Source organism: Faecalibacterium sp. BCRC 81149 (genome assembly GCF_022750605.1).
Lineage (GTDB): Bacteria > Bacillota > Clostridia > Oscillospirales > Ruminococcaceae > Faecalibacterium > Faecalibacterium duncaniae.
The window spans coordinates 16972-43669 of record NZ_QXJA01000007.1; the positions used below are offsets into that span (position 1 = coordinate 16972).

The window sequence follows — 26698 nt, forward strand, 5'->3', positions numbered from 1 at the left end:
GAAAACGCAGGAGGTATTTTTTATGGTCAAGCATATCATTCTCTGGCAGCTCAAGGACGAGCTTTCTGCCGCCGAAAAGGCAGAAATCAAGGCGAACATCAAAACCGGGCTGGAGGGCCTGGCAGGGCAGATCCCGGGCCTTGTGGAGGTGCATGTGAACATCAACGGCCTGCCCTCTTCCAACGCAGACCTGATGTTGGACACCACCTTTACCGATGCAGCTGCCCTCAAGGGCTACTCCACCCACCCCGCCCACGTGGCTGTGGCCGATGGCAAGGTGCGCCCCTACACCAAGACCCGTGTCTGCCTGGATTTTGAAGTGTAACTGAACATGCAAAAAGAACACCCCCTCTGCGGTGCAGCTTCAGAAACTGCCGTGCAGAGGGGGTGCATTTTGTGTTATGAGCAGATGGAACGATCAGCGAGCGTCACGGTTTGCTTCGTACTCGTCCATGGAGATGTAGTGGTCGAGGACGTGGATCCCCTTCAGGCGCTTGTTGGAGAAGCCGGTGGAAGCGTACTGGCCCTCCCAGTAGTTCAGGCGGGTCGCCAGATAGGCGGGAACGCTCATGCCGCGCGGAATGACCAGTGCGTTGGTAATGAGCAGAGTCTCGGCATCGGCAAAGGCCTTGTAGCGGGCATCGATGTCATCGGTGATCTGCTTTGCAGCCTCGATGGCGTTCATGTAGGCCATGACAGCATCTGCGGTCTCGCCGGTGATGAAGCCGTCTTCCACGCCGGTGCGCAGGTAAGCATAGCGCATTCCACGGGAATCCTCAGCCTGATAGAACGGGTCAGTCTCGGTCTCGGGGTCGGAGTAGTCAGCGCCCCAGTTGCAGAGCAGGAACTCGAACTTGCCGTTGCGGCGCACAGCAGACAGGAAGCTGTCGGAGGGGCCGGCGGTGATGATGATGTCGATGAAGTCGGTGCCGTCGTTCAGCACACCCTCCAGCTGCTGCTTGAGCACCTGGCACTGCTTGTCCCAGTCGGTGGTGGAGGGGTTGTAGGGCAGCTGTACCTTGATGGGGAAGGTGACCCCCTGTGCGGTCAGCTCCTCAATGGCGGCATCGCGGTACTCCTTGGCCTTGGCCTCGTCAAAGAACTCGGTCAGGTCGGCCAGGCCGCCGCACTGGGTGTAGTCCACACCATCGGTGGTGGCGCAGAAGTTGGGGGGAGTGATGGTGTTCAGCTTGTAGCTGTCGTAGCCCAGAGGTGCGCTGACAGCCAGCGTAACGGCGTTGTTGATGCCGTACAGGAAGGCCTTGCGGAAGTTGGTGTTGTTGATGGCCTTGGCCCAGTTCTCGGGTTCGTATTCTGCATCCACGCCCTCAACGCTCCAGTTGGAGAACTCGTGTGCAAAGGGCATGAAGTTGAACATGTAGAAGTAGGTGTAGTTGGTGTTGGGACGATCCATGGAAACCATGTCCTTGGTGGTATCGTCGGCCAGCCAGCTGTCCAGAATGTCGGAGCCGATGGTGGCTTCGTCGATCTCGCCGCGCTTGATCATCTCGGGGCCGTTCACGGCAGCCTCGGCGTTGTAAATGCGGCTGATGGTGTCGATAAAGACATTGTCCGCATCATAGTTTTCGGGGTTCTTCTTCATGATCCAGGTTTCCAGAGACTCGTAATCGGACAGGTAGAAAGCACCGCAGCTGTACAGGGTCTCGGCGCTGGTGGCATACTGGTCGCCCATCTCGCTCAGCAGGGGGCCGTAGGCGGGCTCATAGGGCAGGTAGCACAGCAGGCTCAGGAAGCCGGGGAAATCGTAAGTCAGGGTGTAGGCCAGGGTGTGGTCATCCACAGCGGTCACGCCCACGGAATCAAAGTCCACGGGGGCGTAGGTGGAAGCGGTGCCGTCTGCTGCGGTCACGGTCACGTTGCCGCTGCCATCGGTGACATAGGTGGTGCCGTCATCGTCCACAGTGCCGTTTTCAGCATTGGTCAGGTAGACGTGATAGTTGTAGTAATCGTCCGCACCGGCAATGTAGGCGGTGACCAGGCCCACGTTGGAGGAAGCGTAATCCGGGGTCAGCACATACTGCAGGGCATCCACAAAATCCTGTGCGGTCACGGGGGCAACGACTTCGCCGTTGTTGTCCACCCAGTTCTCCTCGCGCAGGGTGAAGGTCCAGGTCAGGGTGTCGGCATCCCACTCCCACTTGGTGGCCAGGCCCTCGCGCATCACGCCCTTGTTGTCGTACTCGACCAGGGTGTCCACGCAGTTTGCACCCACGACCATTTCCAGGTCGGTGGCGGTGGTCAGATAGTTCAGGGTTGCAGGCTGGCTGGAATAAAGCACGGTGTACTTGCTGGTATCCGCACCGGAAGCAGAACCGGAGGAGCTGCCGCCGCTCTTGCCGCCGCAGCTGGACAGCAGACCGGCGGCGCAGGCACCTGCGGCTGCCAGGCCGCTTGCCTTGAGGAACTGACGACGAGAAATAGACTGTTTCATAATGAAATTCCCTCTTTTCTTCGTGTTGAAGTCTGGTTGCCGCCCAAAGCCGACAGGCCCGCTGTTTCCCCGCAGCGGGAAGCAAAAAAGGCGTAACGGAAACACATCCGTTACGCCTTTGTAACTTGTCCTCCCGACCACAGCTGGGTGGTTAAGAAGAATTATAGCATTTTTTTGGAGCTGCGTCAATAAAAACCTCTCCGTCCATGCGAAGCCCCGGAGAGGTCCAGCGATCAGCAGGTGCTTTCGGTCGGGGCGGGAGCGGCTCCTGCTTCAGGGGCAGCGGCGCTTTGCGCTGGCTGAGAGGGCTGCATCTCGGCAGCCAGCTCCTTTGCAGCTGCTTCTGCAGCCTTTTTGGCCTCGCGCTCGGCCTGACGCTCCTTGGCGCGGGCCACAGCCTCCTCCTGCCGTTTTTTGGTGCGCAGCTTGATGCGGCAGACAGAACAGATGCCGTCCGCACAGTTGGGCGCAATGGGCTTGCCGCATTCCTTGCAGAGGGTCTTGGTGCACTTGTAGACACTGACAGGGCCAAGGCTGGTGAGCTGGCGCAGCTTCAGGCCGTCCAGACCGCCGTTGGAGCAGGCGGCAACGCAGACCCCGCACTCGCTGCACTTCCACGGCGTGATCACCGCGCGGGTCTGGCCGTCGGGCAGGTCCTCAAACTTGATGGCACCGCTGCGGCAGCTCTTCTCACACCGGCCGCAGGCAAAGCACTTCTGGGTGAAGTTGGGCAGGTGGTAGCCATAGCGCAGGGGCGTTTCGGACACTGCCTTGAGCTGCTTGGTGTACTGGTGGAGCAGCAGCCGGAAATCCTGGCTGCTCTCGTCCTCGCTGCGCAGGCCGGGCAGCATCCGCAGCAGCTGCTTGGTGCCCTTTTTGGAGCCGGAGGTCACCTGCTCCATCATCTCACGGCGGGAATATTCCTTGACGTGGAAGGGGGCATCGTCCGGCTCGTATGCCAGCGTGAACCGGGCCTCGAACAGGGCCTGGCCGAAGAACTCCACCAGCCGGGTCAGAACGGCACGCAGATGCTCGGCGCAGACATCGTTCTCGCACTCGCCGCAGGGGGTCAGGTCGAGGACGATCTTCTTGTTCAGGGCAAGGTAGGCCAGCGCTTCCCACGAATAGGCCGAGACGCAGGTGCGCACCACGGTGTTCTTGCGGGTGGATTTCTCGCAGCCGATCCAGATGGTGTCGCCATCGCTGTCGGCAGGGGAGATATCCCGCTGCACCTGCTCCGGCGAGGGGGCAATGCAGCCCGACCGGCAGGCCGAGACGCACAGGCCGCAGTCGGTGCAGGGATCCCAGTCCTTGACGAGGTTGGGGCGGGTGAAGATCTCATCGCCATAGGGGCAGATGTCCTTGCAGGCTGTGCAGGGGGTGCGGTGGGGGTGCAGGTTCCAGCACTGCTTGCGGTTCACCTCGGGGTGGGTGGTCTTCATCAGCGCATCCATGGCGTAGCGCGTAAAGATACTCATAGGATCACTCCTTTTCAGGGTCCATCACCGTGGTGATGTCGGCGTTGTCCAGCAGGAAGCGCTGGACTTTCTGTGCAACCAGTGCGGCGGCAAGGGTGTCCGGGCTCAGCACCCGGCGGATGTCGGCCTCCGGGGTGTCCTGCAGCTGGGACAGGCGGCGGTACTCGTTGTTGACCTCCAGCGTGCTCACGGTGATGTTCTCGGCCTCGGCAATGGAGCGGGAGGCCAGCATGGAGCGCAGGTTCCGCTCGGCAGCGTCACGGTAGCCTGCCCGCAGGGCGGCAGCGGTGGTGTGGCTGTTCTTGCAGTGTTTTTCCAACGTGATGTTGCTGCGGGAGAGCCGCTGCTCCAGCATCCGCATCTCGTTGTCGGCGGTGCGGTCCAGCATGGCCTCGGGCAGGTCCACGGTCAGGTTGGCACCGGCCTTTGCCAGCAGCTCCTGCCCGGCGGCGCGGTCGGCGGCATCTTCGTGGATCTTTTGCTTTTTGGCCCGCATGGCCTCGCGCATGGCGGCAAGGTCTGCATAGCCCTGTGCCCGGGCAAATTCCTCGTTCAGCTCCGGGGTGGTCTTTTCGGCCACGGAGTGCAGCTTGATCTCAAACTGCGCGGTCTTGCCGGAGAGCTCCTCCACCCGGAACTGCTCAGGATAGGTGAAATCAAAGCGGAAGGTCTCGCCAGCGGTGTGGCCGTAGATGGCATCCTCGGCGGCAGGCATCAGCTTGCCGTCCCCCAGAACCACCATCACCTTTTCCATCCGGCTGTCGGGGATCTCCTCCCCGTCCATGAAGCCGACAAAATCCAGCAGGACCCGGCTGCCGCGCTTGGCGGGGGCGGTGGAGTTGTGGTAGACGGAGCGCATCCGGGTCTGGTGGACCATCTCCTGGTCAATGGTCTTTTCGGAAAGCGGCCGCACATGGCGGGTGACAGCCAGCCCCTTGTACTGGCCTAATTTTACTTCTGGCAGATTTTTTGCGTTGTTGGACATATCGTTTTACTCTCCTTTTATAAACCATGAACAGCCAGCCAGTTTTCCACAACAGAGGAAAACATTTCTGGGTATTTGGCGTTTTCAGCATCAAATTCATGGAGATAGGTCTCCACTTCCTCACGTGTCACGGGAGTGGTGCGTTCCCAGATCGTGAACACCGTACCGTTGCCCATATCGAAGGTCGCAACTTGCTGGTGGGTAGTCTCTCTCAGCTGAAGAAAAACGGCGTTGAACCGGTGGCCCAGTTCCGTGTCCGGAGCCAGTGAGAGGGGGAACGGGTCTGCAGTTACCACATATCTGGCATCAAAGAAACCGGTGGGGAAAGAGTGGGTGCCCGGCACCGAGAAGCTGTCCGGCAACTTGCCGTCCAGTGCATGGTTGGGCAGGTCACAGTTCCGCAGGTGGCCGGGATTGTAGAGCATGTCATCCGGGATCATATAGGCAACCTCGCCCTCCCCCAGATGTTCAACCAGCCATTGTGCCATGGCCTGGATCTGCGGTTTGTCCTTGCGGTCATAGGTCAGCTCGTCCAGCCGCTGATACTCAGCAAGGTCTGCCGGGTGGAACGCATGGATAACGAACTCTGGCAAGGCCATGACAGTGAGCGGGGAGCACCGCACCGACACGGCGAACAACAGTGTAAAGACCCAGAAACAAAGCTTTGGTATTTTGAAATGCTCGATACTCTCTGCCAGACCCGCCGCACCGCAGAGAAACAGAATGACATAGGCGGGCACATACAGCAGCATCTGATGGGAGCCGGAATTCTGCACTCGGGTAAACAAGAGCATACTGAGCATCAGCTCACACAGCGCCAACACAGGCAGGCTGGGCTTTTTCCGCTTGACGCAGAGCCACAAACCAAACAGGATCAAAATAAGGTTCAGCAGGCCGGTGCGCATGGCATGATAATAGAGCTCTACTGCAATGCCGCCGACATTATAGTACGAATAGCGGTCGGAGTAGTTAAAAGCCAGGATCTTGCTGACCATGGGCCAGAGCAGGACCACCATTGCTGCCATGGCGCAGATACCAAACAGGATGAGGTTGCGTACTCGGCGCAGGGCAAGGCCCTTTTGGCCCTGTTTTGCGAGCTTTGTACTGCTTACAAAGAGCAGAAGCGCATAGGAAAAATAATAGCCCACCACAAAATATAAGTACCAGCGGCGGCTCAGGATAATGGCGGCCGTTGCCAGGAAGATGAGCACGAACCGGCCCGGTTCCAGCTTTTCAAAACGGTAGTCCAATGTGAGGAGCAGAATGGCAAAAGCGAAGATCAGACCGAACCAGTCCGGCTGTGCCAGCATAGCGCTCATTCGCAGGAACGGATAGGTCAGCACCCAGGAAAAGCCGATGATAAAATACCAGAATTTATTCTTGACCTCCAGCATCTGTCCGATTTTGATCGTGAGACCAGCCAGCATCAGCATAAGGCTGGGGAGCACACAGAATACTTGCGCAAAAGCGTAGCTGTCACCCGTTTTTGCGGTGAGGCAGAACGGGAACTCAGTGAACAAGGTGATGAAATTGGTGTAGTCTTCAGAAAATGTGCTTATGATGTACTTAAAACCGGCCACCGGACCCAGCGCAAAAGCCGCTTCGGTATTGAACTGCTTCTGAATGTAGTTCACATAATCCCAGGCGTAAATGAACTGCCGCCGACCCAGCGCCCAATAGAAGTAGAGCACAGCTCCGGCCCAGAAGGCGATGATGGCTGCGCGGTGGAAGAAGTCCAGCTCCACACCGGCAGTGTGCAGCACCCACAGCGCGCCGTAGAACAGCACACAGCTGCACCACAGGCTCACCAGCGGGAAGAACGCCGCCGCGGTGGGGAACAGCAGGCCCACCAGCACCAGCAGGAGTGCTCCGGCACCCAGCCCGATGCCGCCCTTTGCCCAGGGCGAAAGGGTCCTCTTTTCAGAAAGTATCGTTGACATTGTACATGCTCCTCGGTTTTGAACCACAATATTACAGCTTACAGTATAATGGTTCCGGGCGGCGCAGGCAAGGGGGCAGCCCCCCCGGAAGATAAAATATCCCGCCTGCATTTCAGCAAACGGGATATTTTGAGTGCGATATTACTTTTTGGAATTCTGCTTTGCCGCGATGGTGGCCTTGCGCTTCTGGGCAGCGGCCTTACGGGCAGAGGCCTGCGCGGCCTCCGGGTGGGGAGCCTCCGGCGTGATGCGGTACATCCGGCTGCCCATGGCGGGCAGATCCACGCTCAGGGTGTAGTCCCGGCCGTACACGCCGCCATCGGTGGTGTGCAGGTGTCTGGTGCGGCTGCGGTCCGCACCGTTCCAGCAGGCAGCCTCGCTGTTCAGCAGCTCATCGGCGGTGCAGGGATACTGGAAGTAGAGCGGGAACTTTTTGTGGGCGGTATTCTGGGTGTTCATCACACAGAGAATGGTCTGGCCCGCGCCCTTCCGCAGCCAGGCGTACACGCCTTCGTCCCGGCTCTCGCAGGCGATCCACTCAAAGCAGTTCGGGTTGTACTCGCCATCGTAGAGGGCGGGCTCGGTGGCATACAGGCGGCCCAGCTCGGCAAAATATTTCTGGAAGCTGTCGTGGAAGGGATACTTCATCAGGCCCCAGTCCAGCTCCTTTTTCTCATCCCACTCCCGGAAATGCCCCAGCTCATTGCCCATAAAGTTCAGCTTTTTGCCCGGGTGGGTGTACATGTAGAAGTAAAGGGTGCGCAGCTGGGCGCATTTTTCCTCGTAGGTGCCCCACAGCTTATCAATGATGGTCTTTTTGCCGTGCACCACCTCGTCGTGGCTGAGTGCCAGCAGATACAGCTCGTTGTAGAAATACTGCATGCTGAAGGTCAGCTTGTGGTAGGCATCGGGCCGCTCACCAAAGGGCGTGGAAAAATAATCCAGCGTGTCGTGCATCCAGCCCATGTCCCACTTGTAATCGAAACCGATGCCATCGTAGCGGGTGGGGGCGGTGACCTTGAGGAAGTTGGTGGAGTCCTCGGCGGTGTAGATGCCGGTGGGCCAGCGCTCGTTCAGGCCGTGGTTCAGGTTCCGCAGGAAGGTAACAGCGCCCTCGTTCACGCCGCGGTTGGGGTCGCCCTGCCAATAAAGGGCACGAGAGATGGCATCCATCCGGATGCCGTCGCAGTGGTAGACATCCATCCAAAGAGCAGCGGCGCTGTTCAGGAAGCTGCATACCTCCCGGCGGTAATAGTTGAAGTTGCAAGTGCCCCACTCGCTGTGGCCCACATCGCTGTCGTACTCGTAGAGGTGGGTGCCGTCAAAGTTGGCGAGCGCGTCGCCGTTGGCGGCAAAGTGGACGGGCACAAAGTCCATGATGACACCAATGCCCATCCGGTGGCAGGCGTTGACAAAGGCCGCAAAGTCGGCAGGGTCGCCGTAGCGGCTGGTGACAGAGAAGTAACCGGTGGTCTGGTAGCCCCAGCTGCCGTCAAAGGGATGCTCTGCCAGCGGCAGCAGCTCCACATGGGTGAAGCGGTGATCCAGCAGCCAGGGGATCAGCTCCCGGGCCAGCTCCCGGTAATTGTACCAGCCATCCGAGCCGTCCTCACGGGTGGCGTTGGGCTTGTGCTTCCAGCTGCCTGCATGGAGCTCGTAGATGTTCAGGGGCAGGTTGCGGCACTTGTCCCGCCGCTCCATCCAGCTGGAATCGTCAAAGGCAAAGTCCATCCGGGCCAGCCTGCTGGCCGTGCCGGGCCGCAGCTCGGTGGAAAAGGCGTAGGGGTCAGCCCGCATCACGGTGCTGCCATCCTTGCCGTGGATGCGGTATTTGTACAGCTCTCCCTCGGCAAGGCCGGGCACAAAGCCGCTCCACACGCCGGTGTCAGCCTTCTGCATGGGAACGCCCGGCCCCCAGCCGTCAAAGCCGCCGCAGATCTCCACAGCCACAGCACCCGGGGCCCACACGGCAAACCGCCAGCCCTCCTGCCCAAAGTCATCCAGGCAGGGGTGCGCGCCCAGCACACGGTAGGCATCAAAGCATTCGCCCGCAAAGAACGAGCGGTCGATGGTGGGAAAGTTCATGCAGATTTCTCCTTTTCTCAACGGGATACACCCGGTCATATTTACCAATATTTATGGATCAAAATCGTCACACTTGCTGATTTTAACAGAGACTATGTAGAAAAAATATCAAATATCCACACAATTGGAAGAGTTTGTGGTATACTGAGCCTGCCGCTGCTGGGCGGCAGAAGAAATGATATGGGAGAGAGTAACTATGGCATGGTATGATACCGCAGTTTTTTATCACATTTATCCGCTGGGCCTGTGCGGCTGTGCGCACGAAAACGACGGCCAGCCCACACCGGGCGCGTTCGCAAAGCTGAACGCCTGGGCCGAGCACGCCTCCAAAGATCTGGGCTGCACAGCCATCTATATCGGCCCGCTGTTCGAGAGCGGCTCCCACGGCTATGATACCATCGATTACCGCCGGGTGGACCGCCGTCTGGGCACCAACGAAGAGTTCAGGGAGTTTGTGGCCAATTGCCACGCCCGGGGCCAGAAGGTCATTGTGGACGGTGTGTTCAACCATGTGGGCCGGGACTTCTTTGCCTTCAAAGACCTGCAGGCCAACCGCGAGAACGCCCGCTATAAGGACTGGTTCTGCGATGTGAACTTCTGGGGCAACAACGAGTACAACGACGGCTTTTCTTACGGCAACTGGGGCGGCTTCAACCTGCTGGTCAAGCTGAACCAGCGCAACCCCGAGGTGCAGAACTACCATTATGATACCATCCGCTTCTGGGTCGATGCATTCGACATTGACGGCATCCGGCTGGATGCAGCGGATGTGCTGGACTTCGACTTTATGAAGGGCCTGCGCCGCCTTGCCAACGAGGTCAAGCCTGAGTTCTGGCTGATGGGCGAGGTCATCCACGGCGATTACAGCCGCTGGGCCAACCCTGAAATGCTTCACTCTGTTACCAACTATGAGCTGCACAAGGGTCTGTGGAGCGGCCACAACGACCACAACTATTTTGAGATCGCACACACCATGCGCCGTCTGCAAGGGCTCTGCCACGACACCCGGCTTTATACCTTCTCGGACAACCACGATGTGGAGCGCCTGCCCAATAAACTGCGGAACAAGGCGCACATCCGGCACATTGCAATTCTAGTATACACGCTTTGGGGCATTCCGTCCATCTATTACGGTTCCGAATTTGGCATCGAGGGCAAAAAGGAGTGGGGCAGTGACTGGCCCCTGCGCCCCTGCCTGGAGCTGGACAAATTCCGGGATGACCTGACCACCAACCCCGTCACCAGTGTGTACGCTGCATTGGGCAGGCTGAAGGCCGAATACCCGGCCCTGAGCTGGGGCGAGGTGAAGGAGCTCCAGCTGACCACCCAGTGCTATGCCTTTGCCCGGGTGCTGGATGGAAAAGCCCTGGTGGCCGTATTCAACAACGGCGACAGCCCGGCGGAGATGGAGTTCCAGCTGCCGGTGGAGGCCAACGCTGCAACGGACCTGCTGGCCGATACCGTGGGCGCTGAGAATGTGATGGTCAGCCTTGCATCTGGCCGGATGAAGGTCCAGCTGCCCTCCAATTACGCCACTGTCCTGCGTCTGGATTGACAGGACACCTGTCATGCACTATTATAATAGGGAAAAATGCTGACAGGGGGAAAAACAATGAACGCAGCACAGCGCCGGGAAAAGATTTTGGAGCAGCTCCATGGGGCCAGCGCACCCATCAGTGCCAGTGCACTGGCCGCAAAGCTGGGGGTCAGCCGCCAGATCGTGGTGGGGGACGTAGCCCTTCTGCGGGCCGGCGGGGCCGAAATTGAGGCCACCCCGCGGGGGTATCAGTTCCACCCGACCCCCGGCGGCTACACCGGCATCCTGGCCTGTGTGCACAAGACTGCCGATGAGATGCGCACCGAGCTTTACACGGTGGTGGATCAGGGAGGAGTGGTGGTCGATGTGGCGGTGGAAAACCCGCTTTACGGCGAGCTGCGGGGCAACCTGAACCTCGCCAGCCGATACGATGTGGATACCTTTATCACCCAGGCAGCCAATACCCCGGAGTGCCTGCTCAGCCGGATGACCGGCGGCGTGCACCTGCACACCCTCCGCTGCCCGGATGAAGAAACATTCCAGAGGATCGAAGCGGCATTGAGAGAGAAAGGGATTCTCTATTGATATTGTAAGAAAACTCGAACAAACTGTCTATCCCCGAAAAACGAAAAGCGTTGGATATCCAACGAAACAATGAAAGTGGTGGATTATTTTGGACATCCGCATTGAAAAGACTGACCGCGCCATCGAAAAGGCATTCATGGAGCTGCGTGCCCGCCAGCCGCTGGAGAAGATCAGGATCAAAGACCTGTGCACACTGGCCAAGGTGAACAAATCCACCTTTTATGCCCACTATGAGGATATCTATGAGCTGTCCAGCCGGTTGGAGAACAAGCTCATCCATGTCATTCTGGACAGTGTGCCCAATGTGGGGCTTACCGCTGCACACACAGAGCAGCTGACCCGTGAACTGTTCCATGCCTTTGTTCAGAACCAGGAGGCGGTGAACATCCTTTTCTCCGGGGCAAGGCAGGGAATCTTTGCCAACTGCATTGAAAAGGGTCTGCGAGACCGTCTGGCGGCCAAAGACCCCACCTTTGCGGCGGACCCCGACCGGGGCATCCTGCTTTCCTTCTGCGTGCAGGGCTGCTTCTATGCCTTTGCCAACAACAGCGGCCAGATGGACGTGGAACATCTGGTCGATCTGCTGGCTGTGATCGCCAAAGCGGCGCAAAGCCTGAACCGATGACAGAATGGTAATCATGAGAAAGGCTCCTGCTTTCGCAGGAGCCTCTCTCATTTAAAATACATGGAAACCGGTTCTTTTTATTGTTTCAATTCATGGCGCCGGCCTTTGTGAACATCTGTTCGACCTGCGCGGCGAGCAGGCTGTGCTCCGGCGCTTCCAGCAGGGGGTCTGCGGCCAGCAGAGCGGCGGCCTCGGCCTGGGCGGCGTGAAGGGTGCGGGTGTCGTTCATCAGGTCGGCGATCTGCAGGGTGGGCAGGCCGTGCTGTCGACTGCCGAAAAAGTCGCCGGGGCCGCGGGTCTCAAGGTCGAACTGCGCCACGGCAAAGCCGTCAGAGGTGGAGCAGAGGAACCTGAGCCGCTTCTGGACGCTCTCGGCGGTGTTGTCGCTGACGAGGAAGCACCAGCTCTCGGCGGCACCCCGGCCCACGCGGCCCCGCAGCTGGTGCAGGGCACTCAGGCCGTAGCGCTCGGCATTCTCGATGACCATGACGGTGGCGTTGGGTACATCCACGCCCACCTCGATGACGGTGGTGGATACCAGGGCATCCAGCCGGCCGGCTTTGAAATCGTCCATTACAGCGGCTTTTTCCTTTGGCTTGAGCTTACCGTGCATCAGGCCGACCCGGCGGTCAGGGAGAAGGGCTTTGGCAATGTCCTCGTAGTAGCTCTTTACGGCGTTCAACCCGCCGTCCGGCGTGTCCTCGATGGCGGGACAGACGATATACACCTGCCGTCCGGCTCCGATCTCCCGGTCAAGAAAGCCGTAGAGATCCCGCCGCTTTTTTCCGGTGATGCACCGGGTCTTGACGGGCTTGCGGCCCGGGGGCAGCTCGTCGAGAATGGAAATGTCCAGATCACCGTAGATCAGCAGGCCCAATGTGCGTGGAATGGGCGTGGCGCTCATCACCAGCAGATGGGGGTTCGCAGCCTTTTCGGCCAGCATTCCGCGCTGGCGCACGCCGAAGCGATGCTGCTCGTCCACCACAGCCAGACCCAGCCGGGCAAACTCCACGCCCTCGCTCAGGATGGCGTGGGTGCCCACCACAAGGTCGGCCTCGTCACTGCGGATGGCAGCCAGCGTGGTGCGGCGGGCGGCGGCTTTCATACCGCCGGTCAGCAGGGCCACACGCATCCCGAAGGGGGCCAGCATCCGGTTCAGGTTCTCTGCGTGCTGGGCGGCAAGGATCTCGGTGGGGGCCAGCAGGGCCGCCTGGTATCCGCTGCGGATGCAGGCCCAGATGGCGGCGGCGGCAACCAGCGTCTTGCCGCTGCCCACATCGCCCTGCAAAAGGCGGTTCATGGAGGTGCTGCCGGACAGATCGGTCAGAATTTCGTCTACGGCCCGGCGCTGGGCACCGGTGGGGGAGAAGGGGAGCGATGCCCAGAAGGGGGCCGGATCGAGCCGCTGCATGGGTGCACCGGTGGAGGCGCTGCCCCGGTTCTTCATCCGCCCAATGCCCAACTGGAGCACCAGCAGCTCCTCATAGATGAGCCGCCGCCGGGCTGCAAAAGCCTCCTCCTCTGTGGCAGGGCAGTGGATGGCCCGCACGGCATCGGCCTTGGAGAGCAGGCGGTATTTTTTCAGCATCTCCTCTGGCAGCGGGTCGGGCAGGAGTTCCGCATGGGGGAGCAGCTGCCGGATACATTTTGCAATTACGGTGCTGGAAAGTCCCTCGGTCTGGGGGTAGACGGCCTCGAAGGGAGCGGCGGTGATCTGTGCCGCCGTGCGCACCTGCGGGTTGACCATCTGACGGCGAAGCATCCCGCCGGTCACGATGCCCTCAAAATAGTATTCCTGCCCCAGCTCCAGCTTCTGGGTGGCATAGGGATTGTTGAACCAGGTGATCTCCAGGCTGGAAACATCATCCCCGGCGGTGATGCGCTCCATCCGCCGCCCGCCCGGCAGGATGCGCCCGGCAGGTTTGGCGAACACTTCGGCCTTCACCACGCACTCGGTGTCTGGCGGGGCCTCGGCAATGGAGTAGGGACGGGAAAAATCGATGTAGCGCCGGGGATAGTGGCAGAGCAGGTCGGCCAGTGTCACGATGCCCAGTTTCTCAAACCGCTCGGCGGTCTTGGGCCCCACGCCCTTGAGGTAGCGCACCGGCGTGTCCGGGGTCAGGGTGGTGTGATGTTCAGCGGGCATGGCAGGCCCTCCTTTCCGCAAAAATAGTATCCCCATTGTAACACGGGAACGGGGAAAAATCTGCCTTACAAAATTCGCTTTTGAAGATCCTCAACAGAAGGCAGCTGCTTTTCAAACTCTTCCGGCAGGCAGCTTGTGATACGGTATGCGCTGACTCCGATGGGTTTGCTCATATCTTTAAGGGAGTACTCTGCAACCAGATCGTTCTTGCTTTTGCAGAGAAGAAGGCCGATGGAAGGGTGATCCTGCTCTTTTTTCAGTAATCCATCTACCGCAGAAAGATAGAAATTGAGCTGTCCGGCATACTCTGGTTTGAATTCACCGGTTTTCAATTCGATCACAACATAACAGCGCAGGCTCAGATTATAAAACAGCAGGTCGATATAAAAATCATCACCGCCGACATTCAGATGATACTGGTTGCCCAGAAAAGCAAAGCCAGTGCCCAGCTCCAGCAAAAGCTTGGTGACATCTTTGACAAGAGCCTGCTCGATATCCCGCTCAAGCATATTTTCCTTCAAAGGGATAAAATCAAAGAGATAGGGGTCTTTCATCGTTTGCAAGGCAAGCTCACTTTGCGAGGCGGGCAGACGAGCTTCAAAATTTGTGATTTTTGATGCAATGGCCTGACGTTGATATAATCCACCCTCGATCTGATGAATCAAAACATTCCGAGACCAACCGTTTTCAATAACTTTTTCAGCGTACCATAGGCGTTCTTCTGGTGAGGAAAGCTTATCCAGGAGAACGGTATTGTGTCCCCATGGAATTTGTGCAACAGGCTGTTGCACAAATTCCTCGTCAGGGTAAGCAAGTGCAAATTTTGCCATATACTTCAAGTTGCGAACGGAATAACCGGAAGCGTCCGGAAAAGCAAGTTTGATATCGGCAGAAAGGCTTTCAATGAATTTGCTGCCCCAGGTCTTATGTGCATTGATCGTATTGCCGATCGTATGATAGAGAAGCAGAAGCTCCCGGTTGACACTGACAGATGCGCGATACTGCGCCGCGCGAATTTCCTGCTTGATGGATTCAACGGTATTCAGATATTCGCTGGAATTCAAGAGCACTTTGCCGGCCCCCTTCGCAAAAATAGTATCCCCATTGTAACACGGGAACGGGGAAAAGAAAAGCAAAACAAAAAATCCCGGAAGCCGCAGCTTCCGGGAACTTTTGGAGGTGACGACCAGATTTGAACTGGTGGATGAGGGTTTTGCAGACCCTTGCCTTACCACTTGGCCACGTCACCATATTTGGAGTGAATATTTCCACTCCATTTGGAGCGGCCGACGAGGCTCGAACTCGCTACCTCCACCTTGGCAAGGTGGCGCTCTACCAGATGAGCTACGGCCGCATATTGGTGCATTTACCCTTGCACCACAGGGAAAGACGACCCGGATCGGGCTCGAACCGACGACCCCCAGCGTGACAGGCTGGTGCTCTAACCAACTGAGCTACCGGGCCATATCCGGAGTGATTATTACCACTCCGTTATGGAGCGGCCGACGAGGCTCGAACTCGCTACCTCCACCTTGGCAAGGTGGCGCTCTACCAGATGAGCTACGGCCGCATATCAGAGGAACAGGAGTAATTCTTGTTCTTCTGAAAGGTGGTGCCTCCGATCGGAATCGAACCAATGACACGGGGATTTTCAGTCCCCTGCTCTACCGACTGAGCTACAGAGGCGCACCGGACGATGACTATTATACCTGAAATTTTGATTTTGTAAAGGGGTAAATTCAAAATTTTTGAAAAAAACTGAAACTTTTTTCGTTTTATGCGTTTCAACGCGCAAAATAAGAATGACTTTCTGGGCTTTTTTCTGCCGGATCAGGAGGACAAGAAATCTGCCCGAAGAAATTGACAAGTAATACAACCTATGGTTTAATAAAAGAAAAGAACACCGACGCTTTTGCTCTTTACACATCGCTTATACTTATTATAAGGGAAAGAGCAAAGGCGTTTTGATTTGACGACCTGCTCATTACAAGAGAACAGGCCCGGAGGACAGCATGGCAAGAAAACAGGAATATGGCAACGAAAGCATTACTTCGCTGAAGGGTGCCGACCGTGTGCGCAAGCGCCCGGCCGTCATCTTTGGCTCAGACGGCGTGGAAGGCTGCGCCCACTCTATTTTTGAGATCGTCTCCAACTCCATCGATGAAGCCCGCGACGGCCACGGCGATACCATCAATGTGACCCGCTGCAAGGACGGCAGCGTGATCGTGGAGGACTTTGGCCGCGGTATGCCCGTGGACTGGAACAACGGCGAGGGCCGCTACAACTGGGAGCTGCTGTTCTGTGAGATGTACGCGGGCGGCAAATACGGTGAGGGCGAGGACAACTACGAGTTCAGCCTGGGCCTGAATGGCCTGGGCCTGTGCGCCACCCAGTACGCCTCTGCCTGGATGACCGCCGATATCTACCGCGACGGCTTTCATTACCACCTCGACTTCAAAAAGGGTGAGAACGTGGGCGGCCTGCAGAAGGAGCCCTACAAGGGCCGCCGCACCGGCAGCATCATCCACTGGAAGCCCGACGATGAGGTGTTTACGGACATTGACGTGCCCGGCAGCTACTATAAGGATGTGCTGCGCCGTCAGGCCGTGGTCAACGCGGGCCTGACCCTGAACTTTACGGACGAAAAGGAAAAGGACCCCGCCACCGGAAAGTCCTGGAAGGAGAGCTGGTGCTACCAGAACGGCATCGCCGACTATGTGCAGGAGGTGGCAGGAGAGGACACCCTGACCCCGGTGTTCAGCTGCGAAAGCGAGGCCTCCGGCCGTGACCGTGAGGATCAGCCGGATTATAAGGTGCGGATGAGCGCTGCCTTCTGCTTCTCCAATAAGGTGCAGCTGCTGGAATACTATCACAACTCCTCCTGGCTGGAACACGGCGGCAGCCCCGAGCACGCCGTCCGCACGGCTTTTGTCTACCAGATCAACAAATACCTGAAGGACAAGAACCTCTATAAGAAGGGCGAGAGCGCCATCAGCTTCCAGGATGTGCAGGACTGCCTGGTGTACGTTTCGTCCAGCTTCTCCACCCGTACCAGCTACGAGAACCAGACCAAGAAGGCCATCACGAACAAGTTCGTCTCGCAGGCCATGACTGATTTCCTCAAGCATTACCTGGAGGTCTACTTCCTTGAAAAGCCGGAGGAGGCCCAGAAGATCTGCCAGCAGGTGCTGGTGAACAAGCAGAGCCGCGAGCACGCCGAAAAGACCCGCCAGAGCATCAAAAAGACGCTCTCCACCCAGATCGATCTGGCCAACCGGGTGCAAAAGTTCGTGGACTGCCGCACCAAGGATGCTTCCCGCCGGGAGCTCTACATTGTGGAGGGCGATTCCGCTATGGGCGCGGTCAAGCAGAGCCGCGACAGTGAATATCAGGCCATCATGCCCATCCGCGGCAAGATCCTGAACTGCCTGAAGGCCGATTATGCCCGCATCTTCAAGTCCGATGTCATCGTGGACCTGATCAAGGTCATGGGCTGCGGCGTGGAGCTGGGCGGCAAGCACAACAAGGAGCTTGCCACCTTCAACATCGATAATCTGCGCTACAATAAGATCGTTATCTGTACCGATGCTGACGTGGACGGCTACCAGATCCGCACGCTGGTGCTGACCATGCTCTACCGGCTGACCCCCACTCTGATCAACGAGGGCTATGTCTATATCGCGGAATCGCCGTTGTATGAGATCACCACAAAGGATCACACCTATTTTGCCTACACCGAGCCGGAAAAGGCAGCATTCCTGAAGGAGATCGGCGACAAAAAGTATACCATCCAGCGCTCCAAAGGTCTGGGCGAAAACGACCCCGAGATGATGTGGCTGACCACCATGAACCCCGAGAGCCGCCGCCTGATCAAGGTACTGCCCACGGACGTGGAGGAAACGGCCCGGGTGTTTGACCTGCTGCTGGGAGACAACCTGGCCGGACGCAAGGAGCATATTGCACAGCACGGCGCGGAATATCTGGATGATCTGGATGTGAGCTGACGAGATAAACCCCTCTGTCAATGCTTTGCATTGCCACCTCCCCTAGTAGGGGAGGCCCTGGCGTTGCGGAACGCCCTGCGAGTTCCCCTCTATGCCAAGGGCCCCACTATTAGGGGGGCTGTCGAGCGTATGCGAGACTGAGGGGTTGGATCCGGGATATAGATGCTGATATAGAGGAGCAAAAATGGCAAAACGAACAACCAAAAAAACGACCAAGCCTGTCCGCCCGCAGCTGGGCGACGGCGTTGAGATCCTGAACGCGGGCAGTGTGCTGGAAGATCCCATCACCAGCACGCTGGAGACCAACTATATGCCCTACGCAATGAGCGTCATCGTCTCCCGCGCCCTGCCCGAGATCGATGGCTTCAAGCCCGCCCACCGCAAGCTGCTGTACACCATGTACGGGATGGGTCTGCTGAAGGGGGCCCGCACCAAGTCGGCCAACATCGTGGGCAGCACCATGCACCTGAACCCCCACGGTGATGCCGCCATCTACGATACCATGGTGCGCATGGGCCGGGGCAACGAGAGCCTGCTGGTGCCCTTTGTGGACAGCAAGGGCAACTTTGGCAAGGCGTACAGCCGGGATATGTCCTGCGCCGCTGCCCGTTATACCGAGGCCAAGCTCGAGGGTGTCTGCGAGGAACTGTTCCGGGACATTGATAAGGAGACCGTGGACTTTGTGTCCAACTACGACGGCACCACCACCGAGCCGACCCTGCTGCCCGTGACCTTCCCCACCATTCTGGCCAACAATACCCTGGGCATTGCGGTCGGTATGGCCTGCAACATCTGCTCCTTCAATCTGGCAGAGCTGTGCGCCACCACCGTGGCCCTGATGAAAGATCCCAAACACGATATCTCCACCACCATGCCCGCCCCGGATTTCGTGGGCGGCGGCCAGATCCTGTACGATGAGGCCCAGATGCGGGAGGTCTATGAGAATGGCCGGGGCAGCATCAAGGTGCGTGCCCGATACAATGTGGTGCCCGGTGAGAATATGCTGGAGATCACGCAGATCCCGCCCACCACCACTGTGGAAGCCATCATGGACAAGATCGCTGAGCTGGTCAAGGCGGGCAAGATCAAAGAGATCAGCGATATGCGGGATGAGACCGACCTGAACGGTCTCAAGCTGACCCTTGACCTCAAGCGCGGCGTGGACCCGGAAAAGCTGATGGCCAAGCTCTACAAGACCACCCCGCTGGAGGACAGCTTCAGCTGCAATTTCAACGTGCTGGTGTCCGGTCAGCCCCGGGTCATGGGCGTGCGGGAGATCCTGCAGGAGTGGACCGCTTTCCGGATGGAGTGTGTCCGCCGCCGCACCTACTACGATCTCCACGGCAAGGAAAAGCGGCTCCACCTGCTCAAGGGCCTTGCCGCCATCCTGCTGGATATCGATAAGGCCATCCATATCATCCGCACCACCGAGGAGGAGACCGAGGTGGTGCCCAACCTGATGATCGGCTTTGGCATCGACGAGGTGCAGGCCGACTATGTGGCTGAGATCAAGCTGCGTCACCTGAACCGGGAGTATATCCTCAAGCGGACGGGTGAGATCGAACAGCTGGAAAAGGACATTGCCGACCTGAACGATATTCTGGCAAAGCCTGCCCGCATCCGCCGCATCATCATCAATGAGCTGAACGATGTGGCTAAAAAGTACGCCCAGCCCCGCCGCAGCGAGATCCTGTATGATCTGCCCGAGGAGGAGAGCGGTGCCGAAGAGGAATCCATCCCGGATTATCCTGTTACCGTGTTCTTTACCCGTGAGGGCTACCTGAAAAAGATCCCGCCCCAGAGCCTGCGCACCGCCGGTGCCCACAAGCTGAAAGAGGGCGATGAGATCATCCATCAGGTGGAGACGCGGAACAACGTGGAGGCCCTCTTCTTTACCGACAAACAGCAGGTGTACAAGGTGCGCCTGAACGAGCTGGAGGACGGCAAGGTGGCCCAGATGGGCATCTACCTGCCGGGTCGTCTGGGAATGGATGAGGGCGAGAACATCCTCGCTATGGTCATCACGGGCGATTACAGCGGCTATGTCCTCTTCTTCTTTGCGGGCGGCAAGTGCGCAAAGATCCCGCTGGCCTCTTACGCCACCAAGCAGAACCGCCGCAAGCTGCTCAAGGCCTACTCCGACAAGGAGCCGCTGGCAAAGCTGCTCTTCCTGCCCGAGGACACGGAGCTGGCCATCCGCACCAGCGCAGGCCGGATGCTGCTGGTCAACACGGCGCAGATCGCTGCCAAGACCACCCGCGACAGCCAGGGCGTTGCTGTTGTGACCCTGAAAAAGAACCAGACCATTGCATCTGTCGTCCCGGCGGAAACGCTGGAGCTTGCCAACCCCCACCGCTACCGTGTCCGCAGCCTGCCCGCCACCGGCGCTCTCATCCGCGCCGAGGACGAGGGCGAGCAGCTGAGCCTGCTGTAAAGGGCAGCGTGCTCGCCCTCTCCGTCAAATCCTGACGGATTTGCCACCTCTCCCAAAGGGAGAGGCAAGAAGCGTTTCCTCTACGTCCTTGGCTCTCCCTTTGGGAGAGCTGTCACCGCAGGTGACTGAGAGGGCGAGGACGCTGGCGGGGAGCGCCTGAGAGGGTTTGTTTTCACAAAGAACATGATGATATGCAAGAAAGGACGACCCAATGCAAAACATCGACCTGATCTGTATTGGTAAAATGAACGCAAAATATTTTGCCGAGGGCGTGGCAGAGTACCAGAAGCGTCTGGCTGCCTTTGCGGCATTCCGGATCATCGAGCTGCCGGAGGAAAAGATCGAGGAGAAAAATGCCTCCGATGCTGTGGTGAAAAAAGCACTGGAGAAGGAAGGAAAAGCCATCCTCTCCAATGTACGCAAGGGTGCTGCCATCGTTGCCATGTGCATTGAGGGCAGGCAGATCTCCTCCGATGAGCTGGCCCAGTTCCTGGCCGACCGCGCAAACAGCGGGGCAGGGGATGTGGCGTTCGTCATCGGCTCCTCCCACGGCCTGTCCGATGAAGTGAAGAAAGCCGCAGCCCTCAGATTCAGTATGGGCCGCATCACCATGCCCCATCAACTGGCCCGCCTGGTGCTGACCGAACAGATCTACCGGGCCTGTACCATCAATGCCGGTATGAAGTATCATAAGTAAAACTTGCAAAGAGAAACAGAGGACGGAACAGGCAGCCGTCGCCCGGTGTTAGGAGATGCGGGAAACGTCACCCCGCCTGTTTCTCAGAAAGAAAGGGCCGTTGCAGAAATGCAGCGGCCTTTTGCTTTACAAAAATAAGAAAACATGGTAAAGTAGAGGTACGCGGCAGTGGGGAAAGCTGCCCGAAACAACACACACGACACGGCAAGCCAGCCGCGGACGGAAAGGATGTTATTACAATGGAACAGAGCGAAAAGACCCTTGATATGATCGTCAATCTCTGCAAGAACCGTGGTTACGTGTTCCCCGGTTCTGAGATCTATGGCGGTCTTGCCAACAGCTGGGACTACGGTCCCCTGGGCGTTGAGTTCAAGAACAACGTCAAGAAAGCATGGCTGAAGAAGTTTGTCCAGGAGAGCCCCTACAATGTGGGCCTGGATGCCGCCATCATTATGAACCCCCAGACCTGGGTGACCACCGGCCACGTTTCTAGCTTCTCTGACCCCCTGCTGGACTGCCGTGCCTGCAAGGCCCGCCACCGTGCCGATAAGCTGATCGGTGAGGAGCATCCTGAGGTCAATGTGGATGCTATGAGCTTTGATGAGATGGATCAGTTCATCGCCGACCACGAGGACATCGTCTGCCCTGTCTGCGGCAAACATGACTTCACCCCCATCCGCAAGTTCAACCTGATGTTCAAGACTGCCATCGGTGTTACCGAGGACAGCTCTTCTACCTGCTACCTGCGCCCCGAGACCGCACAGGGCATTTTCGTCAACTTTGCCAACATCCAGCGCACCACCCGCCGCAAGCTGCCCTTTGGTGTCTGCCAGGTGGGCAAGGCTTTCCGCAACGAGATCACCCCGGGCAACTTCACCTTCCGCACCCGTGAGTTCGAGCAGATGGAGTGCGAGTTCTTCTGCAAGCCCGGCACCGATCTGGACTGGTTCGCTTACTGGAAGGACTACTGCGAGAACTGGCTGCTGAGCCTGGGCATCAAGAAGGAGCATCTGCGCCTGCGTGACCACGAGCCCGCAGAGCTGGCCTTCTACAGCCGTGCCACCACCGATATCGAGTATGCCTTCCCGTTCACCGACTGGGGCGAGCTGTGGGGCATTGCAGACCGCACCAACTACGACCTGACCCGTCATCAGGAGGCCTCCGGCAAGAGCCTGGAGTACTTCGACAGCGAGACCAACGAGCACTACATCCCCTACGTGATCGAGCCCTCTCTGGGCTGCGACCGTGTGGCACTGGCTTTCCTGTGCGAGGCTTACGATGAGGAGCATCTGGTCGATGCCAAGGGCAAGGAAGATGTCCGCACCGTCCTGCGTCTGCATCCGGCTCTGGCTCCCTACAAGTGTGCTGTGCTGCCCCTGAGCAAGAAGCTGGGCGACAAGGCCATGGAGATCCGCAACGAGCTGAGCAAGTACTTTATGGTGGACTACGATGATACCGGTTCCATCGGCAAGCGTTACCGCCGTGAGGATGAGATCGGCACTCCCTACTGCATCACCGTGGACTTCGACACCGTGGGTGACGAGGCCAAGGGGATCGCAGCTGACAACTGCGTCACCGTCCGCGACCGTGACACCATGGAGCAGGTGCGTATGCCCATCTCCGAGCTCAAGAGCTATATCGAGAGCAAGATCGAGTTCTGATCCAAATAAAAACAGCCCCGCCGTTGCAATTTCGGCGGGGCTGTGGTATTTTATAGATAAAGAGAGTGCTGCCCGGCAAACGGTCAGTACCTTCCTGGCAAATTATTCACAAAGAATGACCGCTCAGGTTTGGACGCTGAGGGCGGTCATTTTTTGTGTGTAAAGATTCTTCTTAAACAGACGTTTCCCCGTTTTTCAACGACGGAAGCGTCTGTTTTCTTTTATCCGATGGACAGAATTGAAAAAAGAGGGTATACTTAGGGCAAAACAACCATGCCGTTTCTTGCGGCAGAAAGGAACCTTTTGTGAAAAACTTTGATGAACTGCTCAAAAAATATGCTGACTTTATCGTCCGGGTGGGCGTGAACCCTCAGCCGGGCCAGACCATGATCATCCGCTGCCCGTTGGAGGCTGCCCCGCTGGCCCGCCTGTGCGTGCGCAGCGGCTTCGAGGCCGGAGCCCGTGATGTTCAGGTGGACTGGAGCGACAATGCCGTATCCCGCACCCGGATGGAGCTGGGCAGCGAGGAAGCCCTGACCGACAGCAAGCCCTACCAGCTGCGCCGCTACCTCGACTACGCAGAGAGCGAGGGCAGTGTCTGCGTGCTGCACCTCATTGCGGATGACCCCGAGGTCTACGCCGGTCTGGATGGTGCCAAGATCAGCCGTGTGAACGCCGCCAACCGGAAATTTATGGCTCCTTGGCGGGAGTACACCATGAATGACAGGGTGCAGTGGTCCATTGCCGCCATGCCCAGCGCCCCCTGGGCAAAGAAGATGTTCCCCGAGCTGGACACGGATGCCGCCATCGAGAAGCTGTGGCAGCTCATCTTTGATGTCTGCCGCGTGACCGGCGGTGACCCCGTCAACGAGTGGAAGGCTCATCTGGACCGTCTGACCAGTCTGGGCGAGAAGATGAATGCCCTTGATCTGGAAAGCGTCCACTTTGAGAGCGCCAACGGCACTGACCTGACCGTGGGCCTGGCCGAACAGGCAATCTGGGAGAGCGCCGGAAGCAAGAACGAGAAGGGCGTGTTCTTCCTGCCCAACATCCCCACCGAGGAAGTGTTCACTGCTCCCCACAAGGATAAGGTGGACGGCATCGTCTACGGCACCAAGCCCTATGTGTTCAATGGCCAGCTCATCAAGGGATTCCATGTCACCTTCAAGGATGGCAAGGTCGTTGACCATGGAGCCGAGGAGGGCGCTGACCTGCTGGGCCGGCTGCTGGATACCGACGAGGGTGCCCGCCATATCGGTGAGGTGGCACTGGTGCCCGCATCCAGCCCCATCAACCGCAGCGGCGCGCTGTTCTACAGCACCCTGTTCGATGAGAACGCTGCCTGCCACATCGCCTTTGGTGCCAGCTACCCCGGCACAACCGAGGGCGGCACCGGCCTGACCAAGGAGCAGCTGGAAGAGCGCGGCATGAACCAGTCTACCATCCATGAGGATGTGATGATCGGTGCAGAGGACAGCCATATCACCGGCAAGTGCCGTGACGGACGGACCGTGGACCTCTTCCGGGATGGTGTCTGGGTGCTGTAATCGTTCAATATAAATAATTCGTTAAATCCTTACAGTCTGTGATTAGTCTGTAAGGATTTTTGCTTATTTAGAACGACTAGAAACTTGATAATTGTATGAATGCACAAAATATATTTCACATGAAAGAAAAATATTGACATCAAAAAAAGGCGTGTTATACTTTTATTGTAAGAAGTGTACTTTGACAGAACTGCATCATAAGCCGAAGGGAGATGTAATTATGAAACGTTTGACTGCTGTATTATTGAGCCTGATTTTTGTAGTAGCAATTGGCGCAACGGCTTTTGCGGCGTTTGACACCTCCAGAATCGATCGATATTTTGAAACAGAGACCCAGAAACGGATTGACAGTATGCTGGAGCTGGTTCTGGGAAAAGAAAAGGCAGAAGAACTTGTTGAAACTTCAAGAACTTCCAGCTATGATTTTACGCAAGTGGAAGCGTATGTAAATCAACATGTGGCGCAGCAGTCGAGCGAAATGTTCCGTTTGATTGAAGCGGCAGAACAAAAAGCACGTGATGTATCCCCGGAACCGATTATACCTGATACCTGCAAGCATAATTATGATCTTGATAAGGTTGTCCGGGAGGAATTCCGGAATATGCCGATTGGAAGAGATTTTATCAAGGTGACTTATTATTATGTCTGTACCAAGTGTGGAGATACAAAAACAGAAGTGGAAACCTATGATGCATAAGAAGATTGTGAGAAGGTTTTGATTCTTGAAGTGCTGTGGTACGGCAAAGGATAAGGCAAAATTTCACGAAACCCCTTGCATAATTACCGGAAGTATGCTATATTCTAATAGTACGATATAACTTTTACTGAAACGTGGGCCGCAAGGTCCGCGTTTCTTGTTTGTTTGGAGGTTTTTATGGCGAAGCAGTCTGGCGGAAATACCGCCCAGAGAGTCGAAGCGCTTGTCCGCCCCACTGTGGAGGGCATGGGCCTGCGCCTGTGGGACGTGGTCTTTGAAAAGGAAGGGCCGGACTGGTATCTCCGTGTCCTCATCGACAAAACGGACGGCACCACCATGGACACCGACACCTGTGCCGATGTCTCCCATGCGCTGGACCCCATCCTGGATGAGGCAGACCCCATTGAACAGAGCTATTATCTGGAAGTCGGCAGCCCCGGCCTGGGCCGCAAGCTGACCCGCCCGGAGCACTACGAAGCCGTTCGGGGCCAGAAGATCAGCGTCAGGCTGTACCGGGCCAACGAGAACGGTGTTAAGGAGTTTTCCGGCCTCCTGACTTCCCGCGAAGGCAATACCATCACGCTCGAAGGCCCGGCCGGCCCCATGCAGTTTGAGCTTTCCGCCGTCAGCACGGTGCGCCTGTGTGACGACGAGGACCTGTTTGATTAAAAGAGAAAGAATGATATTTAGGAGGAACCCGAAAAATGGCTGCAGCGAACAATGAATTTTTTGAAGCTCTCTCCATGTTGGAGCATGAGCGCGGCATCACCGCAGAGTACCTGATCGAGAAGATCAAGGCTGCCATCGTGATCGCTGTCAAGAAGAACTATGAGGTCGAGGACGACAACGTTCTGGTGGAGATCGACCCCGACAGCGGCAAGTTCAACGTCGCTCTGGTGCAGAACGTTGTCGCCGATGAGGACTGGTACGATGAGCACGCCGAGATCGGCATCACCGAGGCCCAGAAGATCCGCAAGAGCTATGAGGTCGGCGACCGCGTTGTGACCCCCCTCAAGACCAAGGACTTCGGCCGCATTGCCGCCCAGACCGCAAAGCATGTCATCCGTCAGGGCATCCGGGAAGCCGAGCGCAGCCAGCAGCTGAGCGAGATCCAGTCCCGCGCCCATGATATCATCCAGGCCACCGTTACCCGTGTGGACAACGAGAAGGGCATTGTGGCCCTGGACCTGGGCAAGGGCGGCGAGGCCATCCTGCCCCGCAACGAGCAGGTGCCCGGCGAGACCTACACCGAGGGCCAGACCCTGCAGGTCTACGTTGTGGACGTGGTCAGCGGCGAGCGCGGTGCCCGCGTGATGATCAGCCGCACCCACCCGGGCCTGGTCAAGCGCCTGTTCGAGCTGGAAGTGCCCGAGATCTATGACGGCACCGTTGAGGTCAAGGCCATCAGCCGCGAGGCCGGTGCCCGCACCAAGATGGCTGTCTGGAGCAAGGATGCCAACGTCAATCCTGTTTCTGCCTGCATCGGCCCCCACGGCGACCGTGTGGCCGCTGTGGTCGAGAAGCTGGGCGGTGAGAAGATCGATATCGTCAAGTGGAGCGAGGATGTCTCCGAGTTCATCTCCGCTGCCCTGAGCCCCGCCAAGGTGCTCAAGGTCGAGCTGCTGCCCGGCGAGACTCGTTCCTGCCGCGTCACCGTGCCCGACCAGCAGCTGAGCCTGGCCATTGGCAACAAGGGTCAGAACGCCCGCCTGTGCGCCCGCCTGACCGGCTACAACATCGACATCCGCCCCGAGAGCGGCTACTACGGCGAGGACGAGGAGCCCAAGGCTGCCGAGCCCAAGACCGAGGACGCTGAGTAAGAGCG

General features: G+C 57.9%; 19 protein-coding genes and 5 tRNA genes. 12 read left to right on the forward strand and 12 right to left on the reverse strand.

Annotated features, from left to right (window positions below; all coding sequences use genetic code 11):
* Window positions 1–22 precede the first annotated feature (22 nt).
* Complete coding sequence (locus tag D3F01_RS09045; RefSeq protein WP_097770964.1) at window positions 23–325, forward strand: Dabb family protein; 303 nt, start codon at window positions 23–25, stop codon at window positions 323–325.
* A 93-nt stretch (window positions 326–418) separates the two neighbouring features.
* Here D3F01_RS09045 and D3F01_RS09050 read toward each other — a convergent pair whose 3' ends face one another.
* The 5 genes from D3F01_RS09050 to glgB form a co-directional block, all read right to left on the reverse strand.
* Window positions 419–2452: an ABC transporter substrate-binding protein gene (locus D3F01_RS09050; protein ID WP_242888063.1), complete on the reverse strand. Its 2034-nt coding sequence runs from the start codon at window positions 2450–2452 to the stop codon at window positions 419–421.
* A 233-nt stretch (window positions 2453–2685) separates the two neighbouring features.
* Window positions 2686–3930 (reverse strand): ferredoxin family protein, encoded by a 1245-nt coding sequence (locus D3F01_RS09055; protein WP_242888065.1) that lies wholly within the window; start codon window positions 3928–3930, stop codon window positions 2686–2688.
* 4 nt (window positions 3931–3934) lie between these two features.
* Window positions 3935–4915, reverse strand: a complete 981-nt coding sequence (gene tig, locus D3F01_RS09060; protein WP_242888067.1) for a trigger factor — start codon at window positions 4913–4915, stop codon at window positions 3935–3937.
* Window positions 4916–4932: 17 nt separating this feature from the next.
* Window positions 4933–6855, reverse strand: coding sequence for a hypothetical protein (locus tag D3F01_RS09065; protein WP_242888069.1), 1923 nt, complete (start codon window positions 6853–6855; stop codon window positions 4933–4935).
* A 141-nt stretch (window positions 6856–6996) separates the two neighbouring features.
* Window positions 6997–8940: a 1,4-alpha-glucan branching protein GlgB gene (gene glgB, locus D3F01_RS09070; RefSeq protein WP_242888071.1), complete on the reverse strand. Its 1944-nt coding sequence runs from the start codon at window positions 8938–8940 to the stop codon at window positions 6997–6999.
* Between the two features lie 196 nt (window positions 8941–9136).
* Here glgB and D3F01_RS09075 point away from each other — a divergent pair, with 196 nt between their 5' ends.
* From D3F01_RS09075 to D3F01_RS09085, 3 genes are all read left to right on the forward strand, one after another.
* On the forward strand, window positions 9137–10495 hold the full coding sequence (locus D3F01_RS09075) for an alpha-amylase family glycosyl hydrolase (RefSeq protein ID WP_179859123.1): 1359 nt from the start codon (window positions 9137–9139) through the stop codon (window positions 10493–10495).
* 57 nt (window positions 10496–10552) lie between these two features.
* Window positions 10553–11062, forward strand: coding sequence for a transcription repressor NadR (locus D3F01_RS09080; protein ID WP_242888073.1), 510 nt, complete (start codon window positions 10553–10555; stop codon window positions 11060–11062).
* 88 nt (window positions 11063–11150) lie between these two features.
* Window positions 11151–11687: a TetR family transcriptional regulator gene (locus tag D3F01_RS09085; protein ID WP_097770970.1), complete on the forward strand. Its 537-nt coding sequence runs from the start codon at window positions 11151–11153 to the stop codon at window positions 11685–11687.
* Window positions 11688–11772: 85 nt separating this feature from the next.
* Here the strand turns inward: D3F01_RS09085 and recG are convergent, their stop codons facing one another.
* From recG to D3F01_RS09120, 7 genes are all read right to left on the reverse strand, one after another.
* The gene (gene recG / locus D3F01_RS09090) at window positions 11773–13833 is read right to left on the reverse strand and encodes an ATP-dependent DNA helicase RecG (protein ID WP_156071354.1); all 2061 of its coding nucleotides are present in this window, start codon (window positions 13831–13833) and stop codon (window positions 11773–11775) included.
* Window positions 13834–13898: 65 nt separating this feature from the next.
* Entirely contained in the window at window positions 13899–14903 is a 1005-nt protein-coding gene (locus D3F01_RS09095) for a PDDEXK nuclease domain-containing protein (RefSeq protein WP_186850399.1), read from the reverse strand.
* A gap of 104 nt (window positions 14904–15007) precedes the next feature.
* A tRNA-Cys gene (locus tag D3F01_RS09100) sits at window positions 15008–15082 on the reverse strand.
* Window positions 15083–15111: 29 nt separating this feature from the next.
* Window positions 15112–15187 (reverse strand) — tRNA-Gly (locus D3F01_RS09105).
* Window positions 15188–15223: 36 nt separating this feature from the next.
* Window positions 15224–15297: transfer RNA gene (locus D3F01_RS09110), tRNA-Asp, on the reverse strand.
* Window positions 15298–15327: 30 nt separating this feature from the next.
* Window positions 15328–15403 (reverse strand) — tRNA-Gly (locus D3F01_RS09115).
* 40 nt (window positions 15404–15443) lie between these two features.
* Window positions 15444–15519: transfer RNA gene (locus tag D3F01_RS09120), tRNA-Phe, on the reverse strand.
* A gap of 326 nt (window positions 15520–15845) precedes the next feature.
* Here D3F01_RS09120 and D3F01_RS09125 point away from each other — a divergent pair.
* From D3F01_RS09125 to nusA, 8 genes are all read left to right on the forward strand, one after another.
* Window positions 15846–17837, forward strand: a complete 1992-nt coding sequence (locus tag D3F01_RS09125; protein WP_242888075.1) for a toprim domain-containing protein — start codon at window positions 15846–15848, stop codon at window positions 17835–17837.
* Window positions 17838–18021: 184 nt separating this feature from the next.
* Window positions 18022–20271: a DNA gyrase subunit A gene (locus D3F01_RS09130; RefSeq protein ID WP_242888077.1), complete on the forward strand. Its 2250-nt coding sequence runs from the start codon at window positions 18022–18024 to the stop codon at window positions 20269–20271.
* A gap of 211 nt (window positions 20272–20482) precedes the next feature.
* Window positions 20483–20968, forward strand: a complete 486-nt coding sequence (gene rlmH / locus D3F01_RS09135; RefSeq protein WP_097770974.1) for a 23S rRNA (pseudouridine(1915)-N(3))-methyltransferase RlmH — start codon at window positions 20483–20485, stop codon at window positions 20966–20968.
* 239 nt (window positions 20969–21207) lie between these two features.
* On the forward strand, window positions 21208–22629 hold the full coding sequence (locus D3F01_RS09140) for a glycine--tRNA ligase (protein WP_117505341.1): 1422 nt from the start codon (window positions 21208–21210) through the stop codon (window positions 22627–22629).
* 305 nt (window positions 22630–22934) lie between these two features.
* Entirely contained in the window at window positions 22935–24176 is a 1242-nt protein-coding gene (locus D3F01_RS09145; RefSeq protein ID WP_242888092.1) for an aminopeptidase, read from the forward strand.
* Between the two features lie 220 nt (window positions 24177–24396).
* Complete coding sequence (locus tag D3F01_RS09150) at window positions 24397–24873, forward strand: hypothetical protein (protein ID WP_156075063.1); 477 nt, start codon at window positions 24397–24399, stop codon at window positions 24871–24873.
* A 177-nt stretch (window positions 24874–25050) separates the two neighbouring features.
* Window positions 25051–25542 (forward strand): ribosome maturation factor RimP, encoded by a 492-nt coding sequence (gene rimP, locus D3F01_RS09155; protein ID WP_097770978.1) that lies wholly within the window; start codon window positions 25051–25053, stop codon window positions 25540–25542.
* A 35-nt stretch (window positions 25543–25577) separates the two neighbouring features.
* Window positions 25578–26693, forward strand: a complete 1116-nt coding sequence (gene nusA, locus D3F01_RS09160; protein ID WP_097770979.1) for a transcription termination factor NusA — start codon at window positions 25578–25580, stop codon at window positions 26691–26693.
* Window positions 26694–26698: the final 5 nt, after the last annotated feature.